The sequence below is a fragment of the Duganella paludis genome (assembly GCF_054461335.1).
Genome location: NZ_CM136922.1, coordinates 3277795 through 3299284 on the forward strand (window position 1 = coordinate 3277795; position 21490 = coordinate 3299284).

The following is a 21490-nucleotide window of genomic DNA, read 5'->3' on the forward strand; positions in this document are numbered from 1 at the left end:
AAGTCACCAATTGTCACGCGGCGGCGGACTCTCGGCGCTTGCGGTAGGCGCCCGGGCCGACGCCGTACTGCCGCTTGAAGGCGCGGCTGAAGGCGGCTTCCGATTGGTAGCCCACCATTTCGCCGACGGCGCCGGCGGCCCGGCCCTCGTCCAGCAAGCGGGCGGCGCGCGCCATGCGCAGGCGGGTCAGCATGTCGGCCGGCGTGGCGTCGGCAGCTTGTGTGAACAGGCGGGCGAAGGTGGCGCGTGACATGTGGCTGATCTCGGCCAAAGACTCCAGCGTCCATGGTTTTTCCGGCGCCGCCAGCATGGCGTTGACGGCCGGCTGCAGGCGCCGCTCGGCCAGCACGCCGAACAGGCCAGGCGTCGCCATCGCCTGCTCCAGCCAGCTGCGGATCAAGAGCGCGAACAGGGCTGCCGCCAGTTGCCGCACGATGGCCTCGGAGCCGGCGCGCGGTGTTTCGGCTTCGTCCTGCAGCATTTGCATTAATTGACGCAGCCCTTGCGCATCGGCGCGGCCGGCGGTGCGCACCACCAGCACCGCCGGCAAGGCCGCCAGCAGGGATGCGCCGCCATCGGCATCGAACTGGAACTCGCCGCACAGGATATCGGTTTGTGGACCATCGCCCTGGTTATCGTCAAAGCGCAGCAGTCCCGGCGTGCTGTGCGAGGGCGTGGCCTGCGCCGGATCGCCGATGTGCAGCCGGTGCGCGTCGCCATGGGGGAAGACGATGATGTCGCCGGCTTGCAGCGCGGTGTCCTCGTACAGCGCCTCGCCGCGCAAGATCAGGTGGTAGGGCGCCGCGCCGTGCGCGACACGGGGATGGTCCAGCACCCAGGGGGCGCCGAAGCGGCAACGGACGTCCAGCGCGGTGCGGACGGGGTAGAGGGAGAGCAGTTGGCTAAGCGTATCCATGGCATGCGAATGAGACGAATGAGCAAATTGTAGAGTATTTCCAGCATTAATCATCTCACGTGACCGGCGTAGACTGTGTTTCATACCAACTCGCTTTGAAAGGAAACACATCATGTCCCGTCTCTACACCCAAGCCGTTTCGGAAGCCACAGGCCACGCCGCTCAACTGTTCGCCGCAATCAAGGGCGCGATCGGCAAGGTGCCCAACGCTTATGCCACCGTTGGCAGCAACAGCCCGGTGGCGCTGGAAGCGGCGCTGAACCTGGATGGCGCGCTGCGCAAAGGCAGCTTGAGCGCGAAGGAAATCGAAGTGGTGAAACTGGCCGTCAGCCAGGAAGCGCTGTGTGATTATTGCCTCGCCGCGCATACGCTGATGGGCGGCAAGGCCGGCTTGAGTTCAGACGCCATCAAAGGCGTGCGTCACGGCCAGCCTTCGGGTGACGAACGCATCGATGCGTTGGCGACGTTTGCCCACACGCTGGTGAGCACCAAGGGCGATGTGCCGGCCGAAGTGATAGTGGCGGTGAAGCAGGCCGGCTACAGCGACGCGCAAATCGTCGATGCCATGCTGGCGATCAGCGCGATCACGTTCACCAACCTTGTCAACCGGGTGAATGTGACGCCGCTGGATTTCCCTAAAGCTGATTAATCACGCTTGCGCAGGCGCTGCAACAGCGCCTCGGTGGTATCGCTGAGCGGCACGCCGTGCCGTCTCAGCAGCTGGATGTTCAGCACCATGTTTTCCAGCACCAGCTTGGCCGCAACGGCCATCAGCGTCAGGTGCTTGTCTTCGTCGCTGAAGCTTTCCATGGCGTCCGCCATTTCGCACAAATGGTTGGAGATCAGCCCGCGTAAATCATGCTCGTCGAAGGGCAGGTCGGCGAAATCGATCGGGTCTTCTTTCTCCACTTCCTGCATCAGCAATTCCAATTGTTGCGGCGTAATCGTCATGCTGGACTCCAATGGTTGAGACGTTTTCATTTTAGCCGCAATCGGCTTAGAATTCGAAGATGGCAAAATTGATATTCACCCAACAGCTGGGCCGCTTCATGACCGTGCCGCAGGTCGATACCGCTGCGGCCGATCTGCGCAGCGCGCTCGACGGCTGTTTCGAGCAGCATCCCCGCTTGCGCGGTTATGTGCTCGACGAGCAGGGCCATCTGCGCGAAAACGTGGTGATTTTTATCGACGGCCAGCGCGCCCGCGATCCCCGGCGGCTGGACGATGCGCTCGCTCCCCATTCCCAGGTCTATATTCTGCAAGCATTGTCAGGAGGCTGATATGTCCGATCGCGCCTATATCGCGACCCGCAAAGGTTTGTTTGAAGTGATTCCAACGCATGAAGCCTGGCTGCTCGATCAGCAGCATTTCCTGGGCGATCCGGTGTCGATGGTGCTGCCGGACCGGCGCGACGGCACGCTGTACGCGGCGCTCAACCTCGGCCACTTCGGCGCCAAGCTGCACCGGCGCGATGCCGGCAGCAACGACTGGGTGGAAGTGGCGGCGCCCGCCTTCCCGACCAAGCCGGCCGACAGCAGCGATCCGGTCGAATGGACCGTGAAGCAGATCTGGTCGCTGGCGGCGGGCGGGCCGGATGAGCCGGGCGTGCTGTGGGCCGGCACCTTGCCCGGCGGCCTGTTCCGCTCGGCCGATCGCGGCGACAGCTGGCAGCTGGTGGAGGGACTGTGGAACGTGCCGGAGCGCGCGCAGTGGATGGGCGGCGGCTATGACGTGCCGGGCATCCACAGCATCTGCGTCGATCCGCGCGACAGCAAGTCGGTGCTGGTGGGGATTTCCTGCGGCGGCGCCTGGCTGACCGAGGACGGCGGCGCCAGCTGGCGTTTGCGCGCCAAGGGCATGAAGGCCAACTACATGCCGCCCGAGCTGGTGGAGACGGAAACCATCCAGGACCCGCACCGCATCGTGCGCTGCGCCGGCGAGCCGGACAAGTTGTGGTGCCAGCATCACAACGGCATCTGGCGCAGCGTGGACAACGGCGCCAACTGGACCGAGGTGGTGCCGGCCGCGCCGGTGTCGAATTTCGGTTTCGTGACGGCGGTGCATCCGCAGGATGGCGAGACGGCATGGTTTGTGCCGGCCGAGGCGGACAGCAAGCGCATTCCGCCGCAGGCCTCGCTGGCGGTTACCCGCACCACCGATGGCGGCCAGCATTTCACGGCATGGCGCGGCGGCTTGCCACATCAGCATTGTTACGACCTGGTGTATCGGCACGGCCTGGCGGTCAGCGACGACGGCCAGGTCTTGCTGATGGGCTCGACCACGGGCGGCGCCTGGCTGTCGGAAGACGGTGGCGGCCAGTGGCAGACCATTTCCACTACCTTGCCGCCGATTTATGCGGTGGCGTTCGCCTAAATTTTTAATCGCCTACAATATTCGCTCATCTGGTTCGTCTTTACGGGGAGGATACTTAACCTCGCAGGAGAATTATGATGACTTTTACATCTGCCGTGGATGGCCTGGATGGCTTGTCCGTGCCGAGCGCGCCGCGCACGCGCGACGGCCGCTTCCGCAATCCGGTCAAGATGCACAAGATGGGCTTGTTCAAAACGCTGGGCATCATGCTGCGTTTTGCTTTCGACAAGCCGAAGGACACCGTGCCTGCGTTGCCGATCCCCGTTCACGCGATCACGCAGCAGCAGTTAATGGATGCTCCGGATCGCAGCCTGTTCCGCCTCGGCCACTCGACGGTGCTGCTCAAGCTCAACGGCCATTTCTGGCTGACCGATCCGGTGTTTTCTGAACGTGCTTCGCCGGTGCAGTGGGCCGGTCCGCAGCGTTTTCACGCGCCGCCGATCAGCATCGACGATCTGCCGCCGATCAAGGGCATTATCCTGTCGCATGACCATTACGACCATCTGGATTACGCCGCCGTGATGAAGCTGGCCGCCAAGACCGAGCATTTCATCACGCCGCTGGGCGTGGGCGATCGGCTGATCGCCTGGGGCATTCCGAAGTCCAAGGTGCAGCAGCTGAGCTGGTGGCAGAGCGCCTTCGTGGCCGGCGTGAAGCTGGTGGCGACGCCGGCGCAGCACTTCTCCGGCCGTGGGCTGGGCGACCGCAACAAAACGTTGTGGGCCTCGTTTGTGATCGAAGACCGCGATGTTCGCGTGTTTTTCAGTGGAGATAGCGGTTATTTCGACGGTTTCAAGGAAATCGGTCGCCGCTACGGCCCATTCGACCTGACCATGGTGGAGACCGGCGCCTACGATCCGCAGTGGCCGGATGTGCACATGCAGCCGGAGGAATCGCTGCAGGCTCACATCGATTTGCAGGGCAAGGTGCTGCTGCCGATTCATAACGGCACCTTCGATTTGTCGCTGCACGCCTGGCACGATCCGTTCGACCGCATCACCCAGCTGGCCGAAGAGCGCCGGCTGCCGATCGCCACGCCGGAAATCGGCCTGCCGATGGATATCGTCCAGCCGCATGCTGAAACCAAATGGTGGGAAGCGCTGGTGACCCGGACCGCCTGATCAGGCGGTGGTGTTGATGAACTGGCCGATGGTTTGCCCGAGCGTGTTGACCTGCGGCTTGGGCGGCTGCAATTCCGCCGGCAGTTTTTGCTCGGCGCGCGGCGGGTTTTCGATGGCGCGGTTGAGGTTGACGCTGGGCGCCGGTTTCTCGGCCGCCTGCGTGGCCTGATTGCTCTCTCGCTGGTTGTCGACCAGCTTCTGCTTGTCCGTCGCCAGCTGATCGCGGCTGGCGTCCAGCCGGTCGGCGTCCTGGCTCACGCGCACCTGATCCTTTTGCACCTGCCTTTCAGCCTGTGCAACCGATGCCTGCAGCGCGTTGATGGAGAGCAGCGTTGCCACTTTATTATCCCTAGGTACAAAATTCCGGACATGATGATGCAGGATCGTGTCATACGATCTATTGCAGATTAGGCCAGAAAAACAAAAAAGGCAAGGCTAACTGCGCCTTGCCCGAAGAGGGACGGTAGTGAACTAAACCGGCTTAGAAGCGATACAGCAGCGACGCTTCCCAAGTGCGGCCGAACAGCGGACGCGCGTTGATCGGGCCGGTGCCGCCGGTGGTCAGACGCGAGTTGCCTTCGGTCAGGCCAAGTTCATTGTTCAGGTTGGTGCCAGCCAGGCGTACTTCGACCTTGTCGCCGAACGAGAACAGCACGCCGGCGTCGATGGTGCGGTAGGACGGCAGGTACTGCTGGTTGGCCTGGTCGGCCCAGCGCTCGCCGATCGAGGTGTAGGTGCCGTAGACCTTGGCCGCGTTGCCGTCGCCGAATGGAATGCGGTAGGTCGGCGTGAAGCGGAACTGCAGCTTCGGCTGGCGCTGCACGGTTTTGCCGTCGGTGAGCGGGTTGTCGCGGTATTCCGATTTCTGGTAATCGCCGGTCAGCGACAGTTGCAGGTTTTCGATCGGGCGCACGGCTACTTCAAATTCCACACCGTTGCCTTTGGAACCGCTGGTCGAACGCAGCTCCTGGCCGTTGGACAGTACCTGCGAGAAGGCGATGCCGTCGAACGAGGTGTGGAAGGCGTTGATGTAGGCGGTGTACAGCGGCGTTGCCGTCTTGAAGCCGATTTCGTACTGGCTGACTTTAGGCGTCGGCAGCAGGTTGCGGTCGTTGGCATCCTTTTGATTGCCGGCGCCGCGCAGGTCGTCGAAGGAAATGAAGGTGTGGCCACGGTTGGCGCGCACGAACACCGAGGTGTCTTTCGCCAGCTTGTAGTTGCCGCCGATGGTGAAGGAGTTTGCGCTGTCGGTGCGGCTCAGGTAGGTGTTGGAGCCGTCCGGCATGGAGGTGCCGTTGTTGTACACGGTCAGCGTGTTGTTGTCGGTGTCGCCGGACGTCAGGTTGGAGATGGTGCCGCTGACTTTTTGCTGCTCATGGCGCATGCCGAAGTCGACCTTGATCTGGTCGTTGACTTTCCATTCGTCCGAGATGAAGGCTGCGGTGTTGCGGCCGTCATACGAAGCGACCGGCGCGTAGAACACATTGCCGTCCGTGCCGTTTTTCGAGACCACCACGCCGTTGTTCAGGGTGACGTTGATCAGGCTGGCTTGTGGCACGGCCGTCATCAGGTGGCTGTTGCCCAGATACCAGACGTCATGCGAGGAGTAGTCGGCAAAGTAGCCGCCCACGGTGACCGTGTGGTCCTTGACGATTTCCTTGCTGACGCGCAGTTCGTCGGTGAAGGACTTGAGTTGTTTGTCCACCGACCACAGGCCCGCTTGCACCACTTGCTGGCTGCCGCTGACCGCGCCGCCTTTGACGTAGGTGGCGGTGCCGGCCGTGGCCAGCTTGCCGCCGGCGGCCGCGACCACCGAGGCGTTGCCGTTGGCCGAGGCGATGGCGTTGTTGATGTAGTCGCTCATCGACAGCGGGTTGTTCCCGGTGAACATGGCGATGGTGTTGAGGTCGCCGTCGAAGCGGTTGAACTTGTTGGAGATGCTCCAGTCGCCGATTTTCTGGTCGAAGTTGGCGCCGAACACCGTGGCTTTCAGGCCGCGGCCATCGCCCAGGTCTTTGTTGAGGGTTTTGCCGGGCGCCGCCTCAATGGTGAAGTTGCGCATCTCGCCGCTCATCAGGGTGCCGGTCAGCGGATCGAAGCCGGGGAAGGCGGTGATGGTGCGGCCGCCGTTGCTGGAGATCAGCGGCACGCCGGTGTAGAAGGCGTTCTTGTCGTCGGTGCTGCGGGCGTACAGGGTCAGCTTGCCCTGGTCCAGGTTGCGCGTCAGCGTGGCGGTGATCTGGTGGCCGTCGTCGGCCGGGAAGCCGGCGTCGCGCACGCCGTCGGTCTTGCGGTAGAAGCCGCCGACCGAACCGTACCAGCCATCGCTGATCTTGCCGCCGTAGAACATGTCGACCCGGCGCAGGCTGCCCGTGCCGGTGCTGAAACGTACCGAGCCTTCCGGCGTGTCGGTGCCTTCTTTCAGGATGAAGTTCATGGTGGCGCCGGGCTGGCCGTTGGACCAGATGGTCGACGGGCCGCCGCGCAGCACTTCCACGCGCTCCACCGTGTCATCGAGGCGGAAGGCCGACGAGCCTTCGAAGAACGACAGGGTCGGCGGCGGGTAGATCGGGTTGCCCATCATCTGTACGGAGACGAATGGCGAATCGCTGCCCGACGGGAAGCCGCGCACTTCGATGTTGGCGCCGGACTGGCCGCCGGTCGATTCCGCGTACACGCCCGGCACCAGCTTCATGATGTCGGCGGTGCTGCTGGGCGAGGCTTGCTTCAGTTGTTCTTCGCTGGCGGTGGTGATCGAGAAGGCCGAGTCGACCTTGCGCACGCCGCGCGCCGAGGCCACGCCGGTGACGACCACTTGCTGGATTTCTTTCGATACTTCCTTGGACGCTTCGGAGGTGGTGGCAACTGCTGCCGGGGCGTCGGTCTGGGTCTGGGCTTGGGCTGCGGTCTGGTTGAGCAGTGTGAGGACGGCGGCCGCGATGGCCGATGGCAGGAACGGATTTTTCATCGTGTCTCTTCTTTCTTATTGGGGGTCTATCGTCTCCGGGACAGCCTTCCGCCATCGCCGACCTAGTCATTGAAACAAGAAATGTTATCGATGTCAATTGAAATGTTATCGATGTCATTTTTCGCGACAAACGAAAAATTTCTGTCATAATGCGTCCGCACCCCTGCTTTTCATCCCTTAAGAACAACAATGCCTGCGAAAAAGACCGTCACACCAGCGATGACAATGGAAGACCTGGCCCTGCTGGCCGGCGTCTCCAAGATCACGGTCTCCCGCGCCTTGCGCGACAGCCCGCTGGTGACGGTGGAAACACGCGAGAAGATCCGCGCGTTGGCGGAGCAGCACGGCTACCGTTTGAACGTGAGCGCGCGCAATCTGCGCATGGGCCGCAGTTATTCGGTGGCGGTTGTGGTGGAAATGACACCGGTGCGCGGCCGGCCGATGTCCGATCCGTATCCGCTGGAGCTATTGGGCGGCATCACGCAGGAGCTGACCACGGCCGGCTACAGCGTGGTGCTGACCTCCAAGCAGTTGATGAACACGGCGCCGGTGATGGGCGCCGACGGCTTGATCCTGCTGGGCCAGGGCTCGCACGGCGAGGCGGTGCGTACCTTGCAGCAGACCGGCATGCCGCTGGTGGTGTGGGGCGCGCCGGAACCGGGCAGCGACTACATCGTCGTCGGTTCGGACAACCGCAAGGGCGGCATCAGCGCGGCCGAGCGCTTCATCGCGCAGGGCCGGCAGAAGCTGGTGTTCCTGGGCGACGTCGATCACGCCGAGGTGCAGGAACGCTGCGCCGGCTTTATCGATGCGATGGGCGGCGCGGCGACGGTGCACATCATCCGTCCGAAAGCGTTCACGTTCGAGGCGGGCTTCGACAGTATTTCGGCGCTGCTGAAAAAGAAGGGCGCCAATTTCGACGGCGTGTTTGCCGCCAGCGACTTGCTGGCCATGGGCGCGATCCGCGCGCTGGCCGAGAAGAATTTAAGGGTGCCGGAGAATGTCTCTGTCATCGGTTACGACGATACGCCCGGCGCGGCCAGTTTCGTGCCGCCGCTCACCAGCGTGCACCAGTACTTGCGCGATGGCGGCGTGTTATTGGCCAAAAAAATGTTGGGCCTGATCGAAGGCCAGCCGGTCGCATCTGAAATGTTGCCGACCACCCTGATGGTACGCCAGACCTAGTTTCCCCTGAAAACCGCCGAAAATACCTAAAAACCGGCTTTTTCTAAAATTCAAACCGCTTTGAATCGCTTTTTCTAAGGAATTCGCTGTGCAACAACACACCTATCCTCTTGAAGCCTGGTGCATCCGCGAGACCAGCTTCGACACCGCATCCCACTTCCTCGACGAGACGCTGTTCGCGCTGGGGAACGGCTACATCGGCCTGCGCGGCACCGGCGAGGAGGGCTACAGCGGCCCGGCCGGCACTTCGCTCGACGGCACCTACCTGAACGGCTTCTACGAGTCGGAGCCGATCCAGTACCCGGAAGCGGCCTACGGCCTGGCCAAGGTCAACCAGTTCATGCTGAATGTGCCGAACGCCAAGGGCGTCGAGCTGTGGCTGGAGGATGAGCGCTTCGATTTGCTGGCCGGCGCCACTCAGTCGTATGAGCGGGTGCTGGACTTCCGTACCGGCCTGCTAACGCGCGTGGTGGAGTGGACCTCGCCACAGGGCCGCAGTGTGCGCGTGCGCAGCCGCCGCATGGTCAGCTTCGAGAACAAGCATTTGTTCGCCATCGAGTTCGAGGTGACTTCGCTGAACTTCGACGGCAAGCTGCGCCTGGTGTCGGCGCTGGATGGCGCGGTGAAGAATCTGGAAGCCGGCGATGATCCGCGCGTGGGTTCGGCCATCTCCGGCCCGACGCTGCACATGATCGACAGCGAGCAGGCCGGCGGCTTTGCGGCGCTGGTGCAGAAGACCCACAACAGCGGCTTCACGCTGGTGAGTGCAACCGAATCGGTGCTGAGCGCGGACCTGCCGGCGGCGTTCGCGCAGGACGGCCAGCGTTTGACGCAGACCTGGGAGCTGGCGGCCAGCACCGGCCAGTCCGTGACGCTGACCAAGTACGGCAGCTACTATTCCTCGCGCGATTACGACGCCAAAGAGCTGATGTGGCGCAGCAAGGACACCTTGTCCAACGCGGCGGCGGCGGGCTTCGATGACTTGCGCCTGGCGCAGGAGCAGTACCTGGCCGACTTCTGGCAGCAGGCCGACGTGCAGATCGCCGGCGACGACGCGCTCCAGCAGGGCATGCACTTCAACCAGTTCCACCTGCTGCAATCGGTGGGCCGCGACGGCAAAACCAACATCTCCGCCAAGGGCGTAACGGGCGAGGGCTACGAAGGCCACTATTTCTGGGACACGGAAATCTACATCTTCCCGTTCTTCCTGTACTCCAAGCCGGAGATCGCGCGCAAGCTGCTGGAGTACCGCTACGCCGGCCTGCCGAAAGCGCGCGAACGCGCACGCCAGATGTCGCACGACAAAGGCGCGCTGTACCCGTGGCGCACCATCGCCGGCGACGAGTGCTCGGCCTACTTCCCGGCGGGGACGGCGCAGTATCACATCAACGCCGATATCGCCTATTCGATCAAGATGTACATGGAAGCGACCGATGACCAGGAATACCTGGTGAAAGCCGGCGCCGAAATCGTGATGGAGACGGCGCGCATCTGGACCGGCATCGGCTCGTATGACCGCGAGGGCCGCTTCTGCATCAACCAGGTGACGGGTCCGGACGAGTACACGGCGCTGGTCAACAACAACTACTACACCAACGCGATGGCGCAGATGCACCTGAGCTTTGCGGCGTCGATCGCGGAGCAGCTGCAGTCGCAGGCGCCGTCCGAGTTCGCGCGCATCGCGGCGGCCATGGCGTTGGATGCCGGTGAGCCGGCCGAATGGCGCCGCGCCGCATCAATGATGAATCTTCCCTACGACGACGCGCTGCAAATCCACGCGCAGGACGACAGCTTCCTGTCGAAGAAAGTGTGGGATTTCGCCAACACGCCGAAAGAGAATTACCCGCTGCTGCTGAACTATCACCCGATGGTGATCTACCGCCATCAGGTGTGCAAGCAGGCGGACGTGGTGCTGGCGCTGCTGCTGCTGAGCGATCGCTTCTCGCTGGAAGACAAGCGCCGCGACTTCGATTACTACGAAGCGGTGACCACGCACGACTCGTCGCTGTCGTCCTGCATCTTCGGCATCATCGCGGCGGAAGTGGGCTATCAGGACAAGGCTTATCAGTACTTCATGGAGACCGCGCGTCTCGACCTCGATGACACACACGGCAATACACACTACGGCGTGCACACGGCAGCGATGGCCGGCACCTGGCTGGGCGTGGCGTTCGGCTTCGCCGGCATGCGCGTGGTGGGCGGCGAACTGCACTTCGCGCCGACGCTGCCGAAGCAGTGGCAGCACTACACCTTCAAGATCCACTTCCGTGGCGCGCTGCTGGAAGTGCACGTGGAGCCGGGCAGCGTGGAGTATCGCCTGCTGCAAGGCGAGGCGCTGGCATTCACCCATGGCGGCGAAGCGGTTGCGCTGACGCTGTCGCAACCCAAGCAAGCAAGGAGTTTTTTATGAGCCGCTTCAAGGCAGTCATCTTCGATCTGGATGGCGTGATTACCGATACCGCGCATTACCACTATCTGGCGTGGAAGCAGCTGGCGGAGTCGCAGGGCGTGCATTTCGATCAGGCGTTCAATGAGAATCTGAAGGGCATCGACCGCATGGGTTCTCTCGATCTGATCCTCGCTTCGTCGCCGCGCAGCTACACGCCGGAAGAGAAGCTGGCGCTGGCGGATGAAAAGAATAAACACTATCAGGAGCTGATCGCCACCATGTCGTCCAGCGATCTGCTACCCGGCGCGGTGGCTGCGCTGGACGCGGTGCGGCGCGTCGGCCTGCGCATCGGCTTGGCATCGGTGAGCAAGAACGCCTTTACGGTGCTGGAGCGCCTGGGTATCACCGATAAATTCGATTACGTGGTGGACGCCGCTACCATCGCGCGCGGCAAACCCGATCCGGAGATTTTCCTGCGCGCGGCCAGTGAGCTTGGCGTCGCGCCGGCCGATTGTCTCGGCGTCGAGGATGCGGTGGCCGGCGTGGCGTCGATCAAGGGCGCCGGCATGTTCGCGCTGGGGATAGGGCATCCCTTCGTGCTGACGCAAGCGGACGTGGTCATCACCAGCCTGAAGGAATTCAATCTCGGCGCATATTGACGCCACCGCGCCGCACGGCGCGGAATAAAACGGAGACGGCAGCATGAAGAACAACAAAATACTATTTGCGCTATTTTTGATTTACTTTGTATTCGCCATCCTGCTCAACAGCGTAGGCACGGTGATCCTGCAGGTGATCAGCAACTACGGCGTGAGCAAGTCCGCCGCCAGCGTGCTGGAAGGCTTCAAGGATCTGCCGATTGCGGTGGTGTCGTTCCTGGTGGCGTCCTTCCTGCCGCGCCTGGGCTACAAGAAGGCGATGCTGACCGGACTGGCCATCGTCACCGCCGCTTGTGTGGCGATGCCGATGCTGCCGTCGTTCGCCACCACCAAGGCCTTGTTCTTCTGCGTGGGCGTGTCGTTCGCGCTGGTCAAGGTGTCGGTGTATTCGACGCTGGGCCTGATTGCATCGGACCGCAAGCAGCACGCCAGCATCATGAATCTGCTGGAGGGATTTTTCATGGTGGGTGTGCTGAGCGCTTACTGGGTGTTCGGCTACTTCATCGACTCGCGCGATCCGCTGTCGCAAAGCTGGCTGCAGGTCTACTGGCTGCTGGCCGTGCTGTGCGCGCTGACCTTTGTGCTGCTCCTGTCCACGCCTTTCAACGAATCGATGGCCGCGCTGCCGGAAGGACGCAGCATCGCGCAAGATTTCGCCGCCATGCTCAAGCTGTTCTTCAAGCCGCTGGTGTGCGTGTTCGTCATCACCGCCTTTCTGTACGTGCTGATCGAGCAAAGCGTGGGCACCTGGCTGCCGACGTTTAACAACGAAATCCTCAAGCTGCCGGCTGCGATGAGCGTGGAAGTGACCAGCATCTTTGCCGCTTGTCTGGCAGTCGGGCGACTGTCGGCCGGTGTGCTGATGCGCAAGCTGAACTGGTATCCGGTGATGAACGCCTGCGTCATCGGCATGGCGGCGATGGTGCTGCTGGCGTTGCCGCTGACGCATGACGTGGTGGCCGATCCGCACATCACCTGGGCCACGGCGCCGCTGGCGACCTTCCTGTTCCCGCTGATCGGGCTGTTCATGGCGCCGATCTACCCGGCCATCAATTCGGTGATGCTGAGTTCCCTGCCGAAGAACCAGCATTCGGCCATGACCGGCCTGTTGGTGATTTTTTCAGCACTGGGTGGCACCACCGGCTCGCTGATCACCGGTTACGTTTTCGGCAACTTCAGCGGTCATTTTGCGTTCTATCTGACGTTGGTGCCGATCACCATCGTGCTGGTTATGTTGTATTTCTTCAAAAGGGCGGTCGATGGCGGTGGCGGGGAATTCGACCCAAACGCTATAATCAGCAGTCAACATTGAACATTCGGCTATGAACCTCGCTCATCTCGCAAATCACCTTGGTATGTCCAAGACCACGGTGAGCCGGGCATTAAACGGTTACCCCGAGGTGAATGTGCGGACCCGGGAGCGGGTGCTGAAGGCGGCCAAGGAGGTCGGCTATCAGCCCAACCCGATGGCGCGCTCGCTGGCGCTGGGGCGCACCAACGTCTTCGGCATCATCTATCCGCTGCAGCCGGCGGATCTGGGCGACTCGATGTTCTTGGAGGTGATGGCCGGCATGTCGGCCGCGCTGGAAGAGGTGTCCAAGAACCTGATCATTGCGCCGGTGTCGCCGGCGGCGGAGCAGCCCTCGTACCAGCAGATCGTGCGCGGGCGGCGGGTGGATGGCCTGGTGGTGGGGCGCACGCTGGTGCACGACGAGCGCATCGCGTTTTTGAGCAAGGCTAAATTTCCCTTTGTCGCCCACGGCCGCACGGAGCTGAACGCGCCGTATGCGTGGTTCGACTACGACAACGAAGCTGGCATCCGCATGGCGATGGAGCGTTTGCTGGGCCTGGGCCATCAGCGCGTTGCCCTGATTAGCGCGCCGCTGGAGTTGAACTTCGCGCGGCAGCGCAAGAATAGCTTCCTGCGCTCGATGGCGGATGCAGGGCTGGGTGTGGATACGCGCTACCTGATCGACAACACGCTGGACCGTCGCAGCGGCTACCAGGCGATGCAGCAATTGCTGGCCTGCTCGCCACGGCCGACGGCGGTCATCATCGACAACCACCTGTCCGGTGTCGGCGCGATGCGTGCCTTGCTGGATGCGGGCGTAGAGATCGGCAAGGAGATTTCCGTCATCGTCTGGGGCAATATGGCCGACACCCTGTCCGGCGCCAACGTCACCACCATCGACCAGCCCGACCCGCGCAAAGCCGGCGCCCGCATGATCGCCATGCTGCTGTCACTGGTGGACGGCACCCCCGCCGGCGAGCTGCAGGAACTGTGGCAACCAGTGTTGCTTGAGGGCGCGACGGTCGGCCCTGTCAGGTGATTTGGCTGAGGAGGGTGCGGGACCGCACTTTCTAGCTTGGTGCGCGCTGATAAGGTAGCGTGAATGTTTCCACTACTCAAGCCTATTCCATGAAACCATTCTTCGGCTATGTCGCCATGGCGCTTTTGATGGGCGGGTGTGCCAGCACGCAGCGCGCGGCGGCACCCGTGGTGCTGGAGAATACGGGAACCGAATTCCCGACCATGTGCATGCTGTTGCAGCCGAATGGCAATCTGGAGTTTCGTGGTGGATTCGGTTTTTACACCCAGAGCACCTGGCGCCGCGCAGACAACGACACCTTGTTGATCACGCTGGGTGGCAAGGAGCCGTTTCCGACGGCGGTCTTCAAGGAACAAACGGCCAAGCACAACGGCGGCCTGCTCAGCTTTGACGAGAAGCGGCGCGAAATCATCTACCGCTTCAGCGCTAACACTGAGTTCCTAAACTTCGGCAACTTCAACTTCTACCGCGCGGAAACCTGTCACGCTTCTTGATCAGGTTCCGGCATTTACATATTGCGGCGATACTGCCCCCCCACCTCAAACAGCGCGGTGGTGATCTGGCCGAGGGAGCAGACGCGCACGGCGTCCATCAACTTTTCAAACACGTTGGCGTTGTCGATGGTGGCTTGCTGCAAGGCTGCCAGCGCTTGCGGCGCGCTGTCGGCATGGAGGCTGTGGAAGTCTTCCAGGCGCTTGAGCTGCGACTGCTTTTCGTCGTCCGTGGAACGCGCCAGTTCGATCTGCTGCGGCGCTTCCACGCCCTTCGGATTGCGGAAGGTGTTGACGCCGACGATGGGCAGTGTGCCGTCGTGCTTTTGGTGCTCGTACAGCATCGATTCTTCCTGGATCTTGCCGCGCTGGTAGCCGGTCTCCATCGCGCCCAGTACGCCGCCACGTTCGGCGATGCGTTCGAACTCCTGCAGCACCGCTTCTTCCACCATGTCGGTCAGCTCGTCCATGATGAACGAGCCCTGGTTCGGATTCTCGTTCTTGGCCAGGCCCCACTCGCGGTTGATGATCAGCTGGATCGCCAGCGCGCGGCGCACCGATTCGTCGGTCGGCGTGGTGATGGCTTCGTCGTAGGCGTTGGTGTGCAGCGAGTTGCAGTTGTCGTAGATGGCGATCAGCGCCTGCAGAGTGGTACGGATGTCGTTGAAGTCGATCTCCTGCGCGTGCAGCGAACGGCCCGAGGTTTGCACGTGGTACTTGAGCTTCTGCGAGCGGTCGTTGGCGCCGTACTTGTCGCGCATGGCCACCGCCCAGATGCGGCGCGCTACGCGGCCCAGCACCGTGTATTCCGGGTCCATGCCGTTCGAGAAGAAGAACGACAGGTTGGGCGCGAAATCATCGATGTGCATGCCGCGCGCCAGGTAGGCTTCGACGAAGGTGAAGCCGTTCGACAGCGTGAACGCCAGCTGCGAGATCGGGTTCGCGCCCGCTTCGGCGATGTGGTAGCCGGAGATCGACACCGAGTAGAAGTTGCGCACCTGGTGGTGGACGAAGTATTCCTGGATATCGCCCATCACCTTGAGCGAGAACTCGGTTGAGAAGATGCAGGTGTTCTGGCCCTGGTCTTCCTTTAGGATGTCCGCCTGCACGGTGCCGCGCACGTTCTGCAGCACCCAGTCCTTGATCTTGGCCGCTTCGTCGGCGCTAGGCTGGCGCTTGTTCTCTTCGGCGAATTTCTCGATCTGCTGGTCGATGGCGGTGTTCATGAACATCGCCAGGATGGTCGGCGCCGGGCCGTTGATGGTCATCGACACCGAGGTGCTCGGGCTGCACAGGTTGAAGCCGTCGTACAGCACCTTCATGTCGTCCAGCGTGGCGATGGAGACGCCCGAGTTGCCGACCTTGCCGTAGATGTCCGGACGCAGCGCCGGGTCGGCGCCATACAACGTCACCGAGTCGAAGGCGGTCGACAGGCGCTTGGCGTCCATGCCGGTGGAGACCAGCTTGAAACGGCGGTTGGTGCGGAAGGCGTCGCCTTCGCCGGCGAACATGCGGGTCGGGTCTTCGCCTTCGCGCTTGAAGGCGAACACGCCGGCCGTGAACGGGAAGGAGCCCGGCACGTTCTCCAGCATCAGGAAGCGCAGGATTTCGCCGTGGTCTTCGTAGCGCGGCAGCGATACCTTGCGGATGCGCGTGCCGGACAGCGTGTGCTGCACCAGGCGCGTGCGGATTTCCTTGTCGCGGATTTTCACGACGTAGTCGTCGCCGGCGTAGGCGGCTTGCATGTCGGGCCATTGGGCCAGCAGTTTCTTGGCGCCGCCATCCATTTCGGCGTCGCGTTCGGAAATCAGGTCGTCGAAGTCGGCGGACTTGTGGGCGATGGCCAGCATGCGCTTCGATTCGCTCAGTTGCTGGCGTTCGCGCGCCAGCGTCACCTGCTTGCGCGTGAAGCGGTGGTAGCCGCGCACGGTGTCGGCGATCTCCGCGAGGTAGCGCGAACGGGCCGGCGGCACGATGACGTGCTTGCCGCTGGAGTGTCGCACGTCCGTCGCAATCAGCCTGCCCGGTTCGGCGCGCAGGCCCAGTTGCACCAGGCGTGGCAGCAGGCCTTGATACAGCGCGGTGACGCCGTCGTCGTTGAAGCGCGAGGCTTGCGTGCCGTAGACCGGCATTTCTTCCGGACGCTTGGTCCACAGCTCGCGGTTGCGCTGATACTGCTTGGCGACGTCGCGCAGCGCGTCCTGCGATCCCTTGCGGTCGAATTTATTGATGGCGATGAAGTCGGCGAAATCGAGCATGTCGATTTTTTCCAGTTGCGAGGCGGCGCCGAATTCCGGCGTCATCACGTACATGGACACGTCCACGTGCGGCACGATGGCGGCGTCGCCCTGGCCGATGCCGGAGGTTTCCACTATCACCAGGTCGAAGCCGGCCACCTTGCAGGCTGCGATAACGTCGGGCAGCGCCTGCGAGATTTCGGAACCCGCTTCGCGCGTGGCGAGGGAGCGCATGAAGACACGCGACTGGCCGGCCCACGGATTGATGGCGTTCATGCGGATGCGGTCACCCAGCAGCGCGCCGCCGGATTTGCGGCGCGACGGGTCGATCGAGATCACGGCGATGTTCAATGTGTCGGCCTGGTCCAGGCGAATGCGGCGGATCAGTTCATCGGTCAGCGAGGATTTACCGGCGCCGCCGGTGCCGGTGATGCCCAGCGTGGGCACCGGCAGGTCGGCGGCGGCGGCCATCAGTTCGGCGCGCAGCGCAGGCGCGGCTTTGTCGTTTTCCAGGGCGGTGATCAGTTGCGCCAGGGGGCGATGGCGAGTATTGATATCGCCTTCGCGCAGCGGAGTCAGCGCTGTCGGCGAGTATTGCGACAGGTCGATGTCGCACTGCTGCACCATCCACTGGATCATGCCGACGAGGCCCATGCGCTGGCCGTCTTCCGGGCTGAAGATCTTGGTGACGCCGTAGGCGTGCAGTTCTTCGATTTCGTGCGGGACGATGACGCCGCCGCCGCCGCCGAATACCTTGATGTGCGCGCCGCCGCGCTGGCGCAGCAGGTCGATCATGTATTTGAAGTATTCAACGTGGCCGCCCTGGTAGCTGGAGATGGCGATGCCTTGCACGTCTTCCGCCAGCGCGGCGGTGACCACTTCGTCCACCGAGCGGTTATGGCCCAGGTGGACCACTTCCACGCCGTTCGATTGCAGGATGCGGCGCATGATGTTGATCGAGGCGTCGTGGCCGTCGAACAGCGAGGCGGCCGTGACGAAGCGCACTTTGTTGGCGAGGCGCGGCTGGTCCGGCACGGCGGCGGTTTTCGGAGCTGAGAGATCGTTCATTGATAGGTGTCCCTTATACTTTTTTTGTCGATTATATGACGTTCACTTTAACGCGTCGTCCCCGCGAAAGCGGGGATCCATGCTGAGCGTGCGTTCTATAGGCTCCCGCCTTCGCGGGAGCGACGGTCAGGCGGCGCGCTGTTGCGAAAACTGTGCCAGCAGGCGGGCTTTTTCGGTACGGAAGGTGGCGACTGCGGCCTCCTTCACGTGGCCGAAACCGCGCACTTTCTCCGGCAGCGCCGCCAGCTCGACGGCCGTCGCGTGGTTGTCCGCGTTCAGCTGCGCCACCAGGGCGCCGACCATGTCGCGGTACTCGGCGATCAGGGCGCGCTCCATCTTGCGCTCGTCGGTGTAGCCGAAGACATCGAAGGCGCCGCCACGCAGGCCTTTGAACTTGGCCAGCAGCTTGAACGCGCTCCACATCCACGAACCGAATTCCGCTTTCACCAGGTGGCCCTTGGCGTCCTTCTTGGCGAACATCGGCGGCGCCAGATTGAACTTGACGCTGAAGTTACCCTCGAACTGCTGCTGCAGCTGTTCGACGAAGCGGCCGTCGGTGTACAGGCGCGCGACTTCGTATTCATCCTTGTAGGCCATCAGCTTGAAGTAATACTTGGCGACGGCGGTGGACAGCTTGTTGCCCAGGCCAAGCGCGCTTTCTTTTGCGCGCACTTGCGACACCAGGTCCGAGTAGACGCCGGCGTAGGCCGCGTTCTGGTACGCGGTCAGGAACTCGACGCGCTTGTTGATGACGGTGTCCAGGCTTTGCGGCATCTGCACCACGATGGCTTGCGCCGGCGTGGCGGTGCGCTCCACGCGCTTGAGATCCACCGCTGCGCGGCGGCCCCACAGGAAGCTCTTCTTGTTGGACGCAACCGCCACGCCGTTCAGTTCAATCGCGCGCAGCAGCGATTCTTCTTTCAGCGGAATACGGCCGCGCTGCCATGCGTAACCGAGCATGAACAGGTTGGCGGCGATCGAGTCGCCCATCAGCGCGGTGGCCAGCTTGGTGGCGTCGATGAAATCGGCCGCGCCGGCGCCCACCGATTCCTCGATCAGCGCGCGCACGTCGGCAGTTGGGTATTCCCAGTCGGCGTTCTGCGCGAAGGTGCCTGGTGGCTGCTCGTGCAGGTTGACGATGGCCAGCGTGCGGCCGGCGCGCATCTTCGATACCGCGTCGGCGGCGCCGGCGGTTAGCATGTCGCAGCCGAGGATGACGTCCGCTTCGCCGGTGGCGATGCGCTGCGCGCGCAGGTGTGCCGGTGTGCGGGCGATCTTCACGTGCGAAGTGACCGAGCCGTTTTTCTGCGACATGCCGGTCATGTCCAGCACCGAAGCGCCTTTGCCTTCCAGGTGCGCCGCCATGCCCATCAGCGCGCCGACGGTAATCACGCCGGTGCCGCCGATGCCGTTGATCAGGATGTTGTACGGCTGTTCGCACGATGGCAGCATCGGCGCCGGCAGTTCGGTCCAGCCGTCGTCGCTTTGGGTGGCACCGGCCTTGGATTTTTTCAGCGTGCCGCCTTCCACCGTAACGAAGCTCGGGCAGAAGCCCTTGGTGCACGAGTAGTCCTTGTTGCACGACGATTGGTCGATGGTGCGCTTGCGACCGAATTCCGTTTCCTTCGGCAGGATGGAGACGCAGTTGGACTGGATGCCGCAGTCGCCGCAGCCTTCGCACACGGCTTCGTTGATGACCATGCGTTTGGCTGGATCGGGGAATTCGTTTTTCTTGCGGCGGCGGCGCTTCTCGGCGGCGCAGGTCTGGTCGTAGATCAGCACCGAGGCGCCCGGCAGTTCACGCAGCTCGCGCTGGACGGCGTCCATGTCCTTGCGGTCGTGCAGCGAGACGATCGATGGCAGCGCGCTGCGGTCGGTGTAGCGGCTCAGGTCTTCGGTCACCAGCGCGATGCGCTTGACGCCTTCGGCGGCCATCTGCTGCGCGATCATCGGCACCGAGGTCTGGCCGTCCACCGGCTGGCCGCCGGTCATGGCGACGGCGTCGTTGTACAGGATCTTGTAGGTGATGTTGACCTTGGCGGCCACCGCCGCGCGGATCGCCAGGTAACCGGAGTGGAAGTAGGTGCCGTCGCCCAGGTTCTGGAATACGTGCGGAACCTTGGAGAACGCGGCCTGGCCGATCCACGGCGCGCCTTCGCCGCCCATGTGGGTGGTGAGCTTGTTGTACTCGGGGTAGATCGAGGTGGCCATCACGTGGCAGCCGATGCCGGCCAGCGCGAACGAACCGTCAGGGACTTTGGTCGAGGTGTTGTGCGGGCATCCGGAGCAGTAGAAGGCCGGACGGAACGGCGTGCTGATGGCTTTCTTCAGCACCGCGTCCTTGGCGTCGAGGAAGGTCAGGCGGGCCTTGATCTGGTCCTGGATGTGGGCGTCGCTGATGTAGCGGGCCACGCGGCCGGCGATCACGCGCGCCACCTGCGAGACCGAGAAGTCGGCCTTCGGCGGCAGCAGCCATTCGCCGCGCGGCGCCACCCACTCGCCCTTGTCGTCGAATTTGCCGATCACGCGCGGACGCACGTCGTCGCGCCAGTTGTACAGCTGTTCCTTCAGCTGATACTCGACGAACTGGCGCTTTTCTTCCACCACCAGGATCTCGTCCAGGCCCTGGGCGAATTCGCGCACGCTGTCCGGTTCCAGCGGCCATGGCATGGCGACCTTGAACAGGCGCAGGCCGACCGTGGCCGCCATGGCTTCGTCGATGCCCAGTTCTTCCAGCGCTTCCAGCACGTCGAGGTAGGATTTGCCGGAGGCGATGATGCCCAGCTTGGCGTCCGGTGAATCGATGGTGGTGTGATTGAGCTTGTTCTCGCGCGCATAGGCCAGCGCGGCGTAGATTTTATAGTCCTGCATCAGCGCTTCCTGATTACGCGCTTGCTGGCCCAGCGGAATGCTGGACAGGCGCGCATTCAGGCCGCCTTCTGGCATGACGAAGTCCTTCGGAATCTTGGTCTCGACGCGGAAAGGATCGGCGTCGATCGAGGCCGACGATTCCACCGTGTCGGCCAACGCCTTGAAGGCCACCGCGCAACCGGAGAAGCGCGACATGGCCCAGCCGTGGACGCCCAGGTCCAGGTATTCCTGCACGTTGCACGGGTAGAGCACCGGCACCATGCAGGCCGAGAAGATGTGGTCCGACTGGTGCGGCAGGGTGGACGAGTAGGCGCCGTGGTCGTCGCCGGCCACCAGCAGCACGCCGCCGTGCTTGGCGGTGCCGGCGTGGTTCATGTGCTTGAAGACGTCGCCGCAGCGGTCCACGCCCGGGCCTTTGCCGTACCACATGGCGAACACGCCGTCGTACTTGCTCTCGCCGATCAGGTCGACCTGCTGCGAACCCCAGACGGCGGTGGCCGCCAGATCCTCGTTCACGCCCGGCACGAATTGCACGTGGTGGCTTTCCAGGTGCGGCTTGGCCTTCCACAGGTTTTCGTCGAGGCCGCCCAGCGGCGAGCCGCGGTAGCCGGAAATGAAGCCGGCGGTGTTCAGGCCGGCGGCCTCATCGCGCACGCGCTGCATCATCGGCAGGCGCACGATGGCCTGGATGCCGGACAGGAAGATGGTGCCTTTGGTGGAAGTGTACTTGTCGTCGAGACTCACGGACGTGAGTGGGCTGGTGCCGTCTGGCATGGCTGTCTCCGTTTTTTGTATTTGGATCGCGCTTGAACTGGGGGAACGCCGGGTGGGCGTGCCAGGGTCAAGCCATATCACCGCATGGTTAGCGGTTCTATGACCAGT

At 63.0% G+C, this 21490-nt stretch carries 16 protein-coding genes; 10 read left to right on the plus strand and 6 right to left on the minus strand.

The features are described from left to right. Positions 1–13: 13 nt before the first annotated feature. Positions 14–916: a cupin domain-containing protein gene (locus ACXZ1M_RS14590; protein WP_459053842.1), complete on the minus strand. Its 903-nt coding sequence runs from the start codon at positions 914–916 to the stop codon at positions 14–16. A gap of 112 nt (positions 917–1028) precedes the next feature. Between ACXZ1M_RS14590 and ACXZ1M_RS14595 the strand changes: the two genes are divergently transcribed. Then, the gene (locus ACXZ1M_RS14595) at positions 1029–1565 is read left to right on the plus strand and encodes a carboxymuconolactone decarboxylase family protein (RefSeq protein ID WP_459053843.1); all 537 of its coding nucleotides are present in this window, start codon (positions 1029–1031) and stop codon (positions 1563–1565) included. On the opposite strand, the gene ACXZ1M_RS14600 is transcribed toward ACXZ1M_RS14595, so the two are convergent. Next, positions 1562–1867 (minus strand): hypothetical protein, encoded by a 306-nt coding sequence (locus ACXZ1M_RS14600; RefSeq protein WP_459053844.1) that lies wholly within the window; start codon positions 1865–1867, stop codon positions 1562–1564. The genes ACXZ1M_RS14595 and ACXZ1M_RS14600 overlap by 4 nt on opposite strands. Positions 1868–1926: 59 nt before the next feature. Here ACXZ1M_RS14600 and ACXZ1M_RS14605 point away from each other — a divergent pair, with 59 nt between their 5' ends. The 3 genes from ACXZ1M_RS14605 to ACXZ1M_RS14615 all read left to right on the plus strand — a co-directional run bounded on the left by ACXZ1M_RS14605 (position 1927) and on the right by ACXZ1M_RS14615 (position 4410). Next, a complete protein-coding gene (locus ACXZ1M_RS14605) occupies positions 1927–2196 on the plus strand; it encodes a ubiquitin family protein (protein WP_459053845.1) in 270 nt (89 codons plus the stop codon). A 1-nt stretch (position 2197) separates the two neighbouring features. Further along, positions 2198–3289: a WD40/YVTN/BNR-like repeat-containing protein gene (locus tag ACXZ1M_RS14610; RefSeq protein WP_459053846.1), complete on the plus strand. Its 1092-nt coding sequence runs from the start codon at positions 2198–2200 to the stop codon at positions 3287–3289. 77 nt (positions 3290–3366) lie between these two features. Beyond that, positions 3367–4410 carry an MBL fold metallo-hydrolase gene (locus tag ACXZ1M_RS14615; RefSeq protein WP_459053847.1) on the plus strand — a complete coding sequence of 348 codons (1044 nt, stop codon included), beginning with the start codon at positions 3367–3369 and terminating at the stop codon, positions 4408–4410. Here ACXZ1M_RS14615 and ACXZ1M_RS14620 read toward each other — a convergent pair whose 3' ends face one another. Both ACXZ1M_RS14620 and ACXZ1M_RS14625 read right to left on the minus strand, forming a co-directional pair. Further along, entirely contained in the window at positions 4411–4749 is a 339-nt protein-coding gene (locus tag ACXZ1M_RS14620; protein ID WP_459053848.1) for a hypothetical protein, read from the minus strand. 142 nt (positions 4750–4891) lie between these two features. Next, positions 4892–7378, minus strand: coding sequence for a TonB-dependent receptor (locus tag ACXZ1M_RS14625; protein ID WP_459053849.1), 2487 nt, complete (start codon positions 7376–7378; stop codon positions 4892–4894). Positions 7379–7567: 189 nt separating this feature from the next. On the opposite strand from ACXZ1M_RS14625, the gene ACXZ1M_RS14630 reads away from it, so the two are divergent. The 6 genes from ACXZ1M_RS14630 (at position 7568) to ACXZ1M_RS14655 (ending at position 14435) form a co-directional block, all read left to right on the plus strand. Next, the gene (locus ACXZ1M_RS14630) at positions 7568–8563 is read left to right on the plus strand and encodes a LacI family DNA-binding transcriptional regulator (protein WP_459053850.1); all 996 of its coding nucleotides are present in this window, start codon (positions 7568–7570) and stop codon (positions 8561–8563) included. An 88-nt stretch (positions 8564–8651) separates the two neighbouring features. Further along, positions 8652–10973 carry a glycoside hydrolase family 65 protein gene (locus ACXZ1M_RS14635; protein WP_459053851.1) on the plus strand — a complete coding sequence of 774 codons (2322 nt, stop codon included), beginning with the start codon at positions 8652–8654 and terminating at the stop codon, positions 10971–10973. After that, entirely contained in the window at positions 10970–11611 is a 642-nt protein-coding gene (gene pgmB / locus ACXZ1M_RS14640; protein ID WP_459053852.1) for a beta-phosphoglucomutase, read from the plus strand. Before ACXZ1M_RS14635 ends, pgmB begins: the two co-directional genes overlap by 4 nt. Before the next feature lie 43 nt (positions 11612–11654). Further along, the gene (locus ACXZ1M_RS14645; protein ID WP_459053853.1) at positions 11655–12923 is read left to right on the plus strand and encodes an MFS transporter; all 1269 of its coding nucleotides are present in this window, start codon (positions 11655–11657) and stop codon (positions 12921–12923) included. A 10-nt stretch (positions 12924–12933) separates the two neighbouring features. Further along, the gene (locus ACXZ1M_RS14650) at positions 12934–13941 is read left to right on the plus strand and encodes a substrate-binding domain-containing protein (RefSeq protein ID WP_459053854.1); all 1008 of its coding nucleotides are present in this window, start codon (positions 12934–12936) and stop codon (positions 13939–13941) included. A gap of 89 nt (positions 13942–14030) precedes the next feature. After that, positions 14031–14435, plus strand: coding sequence for a hypothetical protein (locus ACXZ1M_RS14655; protein ID WP_459053855.1), 405 nt, complete (start codon positions 14031–14033; stop codon positions 14433–14435). Between the two features lie 14 nt (positions 14436–14449). Here ACXZ1M_RS14655 and icmF read toward each other — a convergent pair whose 3' ends face one another. Both icmF and ACXZ1M_RS14665 read right to left on the minus strand, forming a co-directional pair. Then, on the minus strand, positions 14450–17737 hold the full coding sequence (gene icmF, locus ACXZ1M_RS14660; protein ID WP_459053856.1) for a fused isobutyryl-CoA mutase/GTPase IcmF: 3288 nt from the start codon (positions 17735–17737) through the stop codon (positions 14450–14452). A gap of 126 nt (positions 17738–17863) precedes the next feature. Continuing rightward, positions 17864–21382: an indolepyruvate ferredoxin oxidoreductase family protein gene (locus ACXZ1M_RS14665; RefSeq protein ID WP_459053857.1), complete on the minus strand. Its 3519-nt coding sequence runs from the start codon at positions 21380–21382 to the stop codon at positions 17864–17866. Positions 21383–21490 lie beyond the last annotated feature (108 nt).

What these genes read in the sequence shown, in the direction of transcription:
- ACXZ1M_RS14590 (WP_459053842.1), bottom strand. Translation starts at nt 916, where the DNA reads ATGGATACGCTTAGCCAACTGCTCTCCCTCTACCCCGTCCGCACCGCG.
- ACXZ1M_RS14595 (WP_459053843.1), top strand. Translation starts at nt 1,029, where the DNA reads ATGTCCCGTCTCTACACCCAAGCCGTTTCGGAAGCCACAGGCCACGCC.
- ACXZ1M_RS14600 (WP_459053844.1), bottom strand. Translation starts at nt 1,867, where the DNA reads ATGACGATTACGCCGCAACAATTGGAATTGCTGATGCAGGAAGTGGAG.
- ACXZ1M_RS14605 (WP_459053845.1), top strand. Translation starts at nt 1,927, where the DNA reads ATGGCAAAATTGATATTCACCCAACAGCTGGGCCGCTTCATGACCGTG.
- ACXZ1M_RS14610 (WP_459053846.1), top strand. Translation starts at nt 2,198, where the DNA reads ATGTCCGATCGCGCCTATATCGCGACCCGCAAAGGTTTGTTTGAAGTG.
- ACXZ1M_RS14615 (WP_459053847.1), top strand. Translation starts at nt 3,367, where the DNA reads ATGACTTTTACATCTGCCGTGGATGGCCTGGATGGCTTGTCCGTGCCG.
- ACXZ1M_RS14625 (WP_459053849.1), bottom strand. Translation starts at nt 7,378, where the DNA reads ATGAAAAATCCGTTCCTGCCATCGGCCATCGCGGCCGCCGTCCTCACA.
- ACXZ1M_RS14630 (WP_459053850.1), top strand. Translation starts at nt 7,568, where the DNA reads ATGCCTGCGAAAAAGACCGTCACACCAGCGATGACAATGGAAGACCTG.
- pgmB (WP_459053852.1), top strand. Translation starts at nt 10,970, where the DNA reads ATGAGCCGCTTCAAGGCAGTCATCTTCGATCTGGATGGCGTGATTACC.
- ACXZ1M_RS14645 (WP_459053853.1), top strand. Translation starts at nt 11,655, where the DNA reads ATGAAGAACAACAAAATACTATTTGCGCTATTTTTGATTTACTTTGTA.
- ACXZ1M_RS14650 (WP_459053854.1), top strand. Translation starts at nt 12,934, where the DNA reads ATGAACCTCGCTCATCTCGCAAATCACCTTGGTATGTCCAAGACCACG.
- ACXZ1M_RS14655 (WP_459053855.1), top strand. Translation starts at nt 14,031, where the DNA reads ATGAAACCATTCTTCGGCTATGTCGCCATGGCGCTTTTGATGGGCGGG.
- icmF (WP_459053856.1), bottom strand. Translation starts at nt 17,737, where the DNA reads ATGAACGATCTCTCAGCTCCGAAAACCGCCGCCGTGCCGGACCAGCCG.
- ACXZ1M_RS14665 (WP_459053857.1), bottom strand. Translation starts at nt 21,382, where the DNA reads ATGCCAGACGGCACCAGCCCACTCACGTCCGTGAGTCTCGACGACAAG.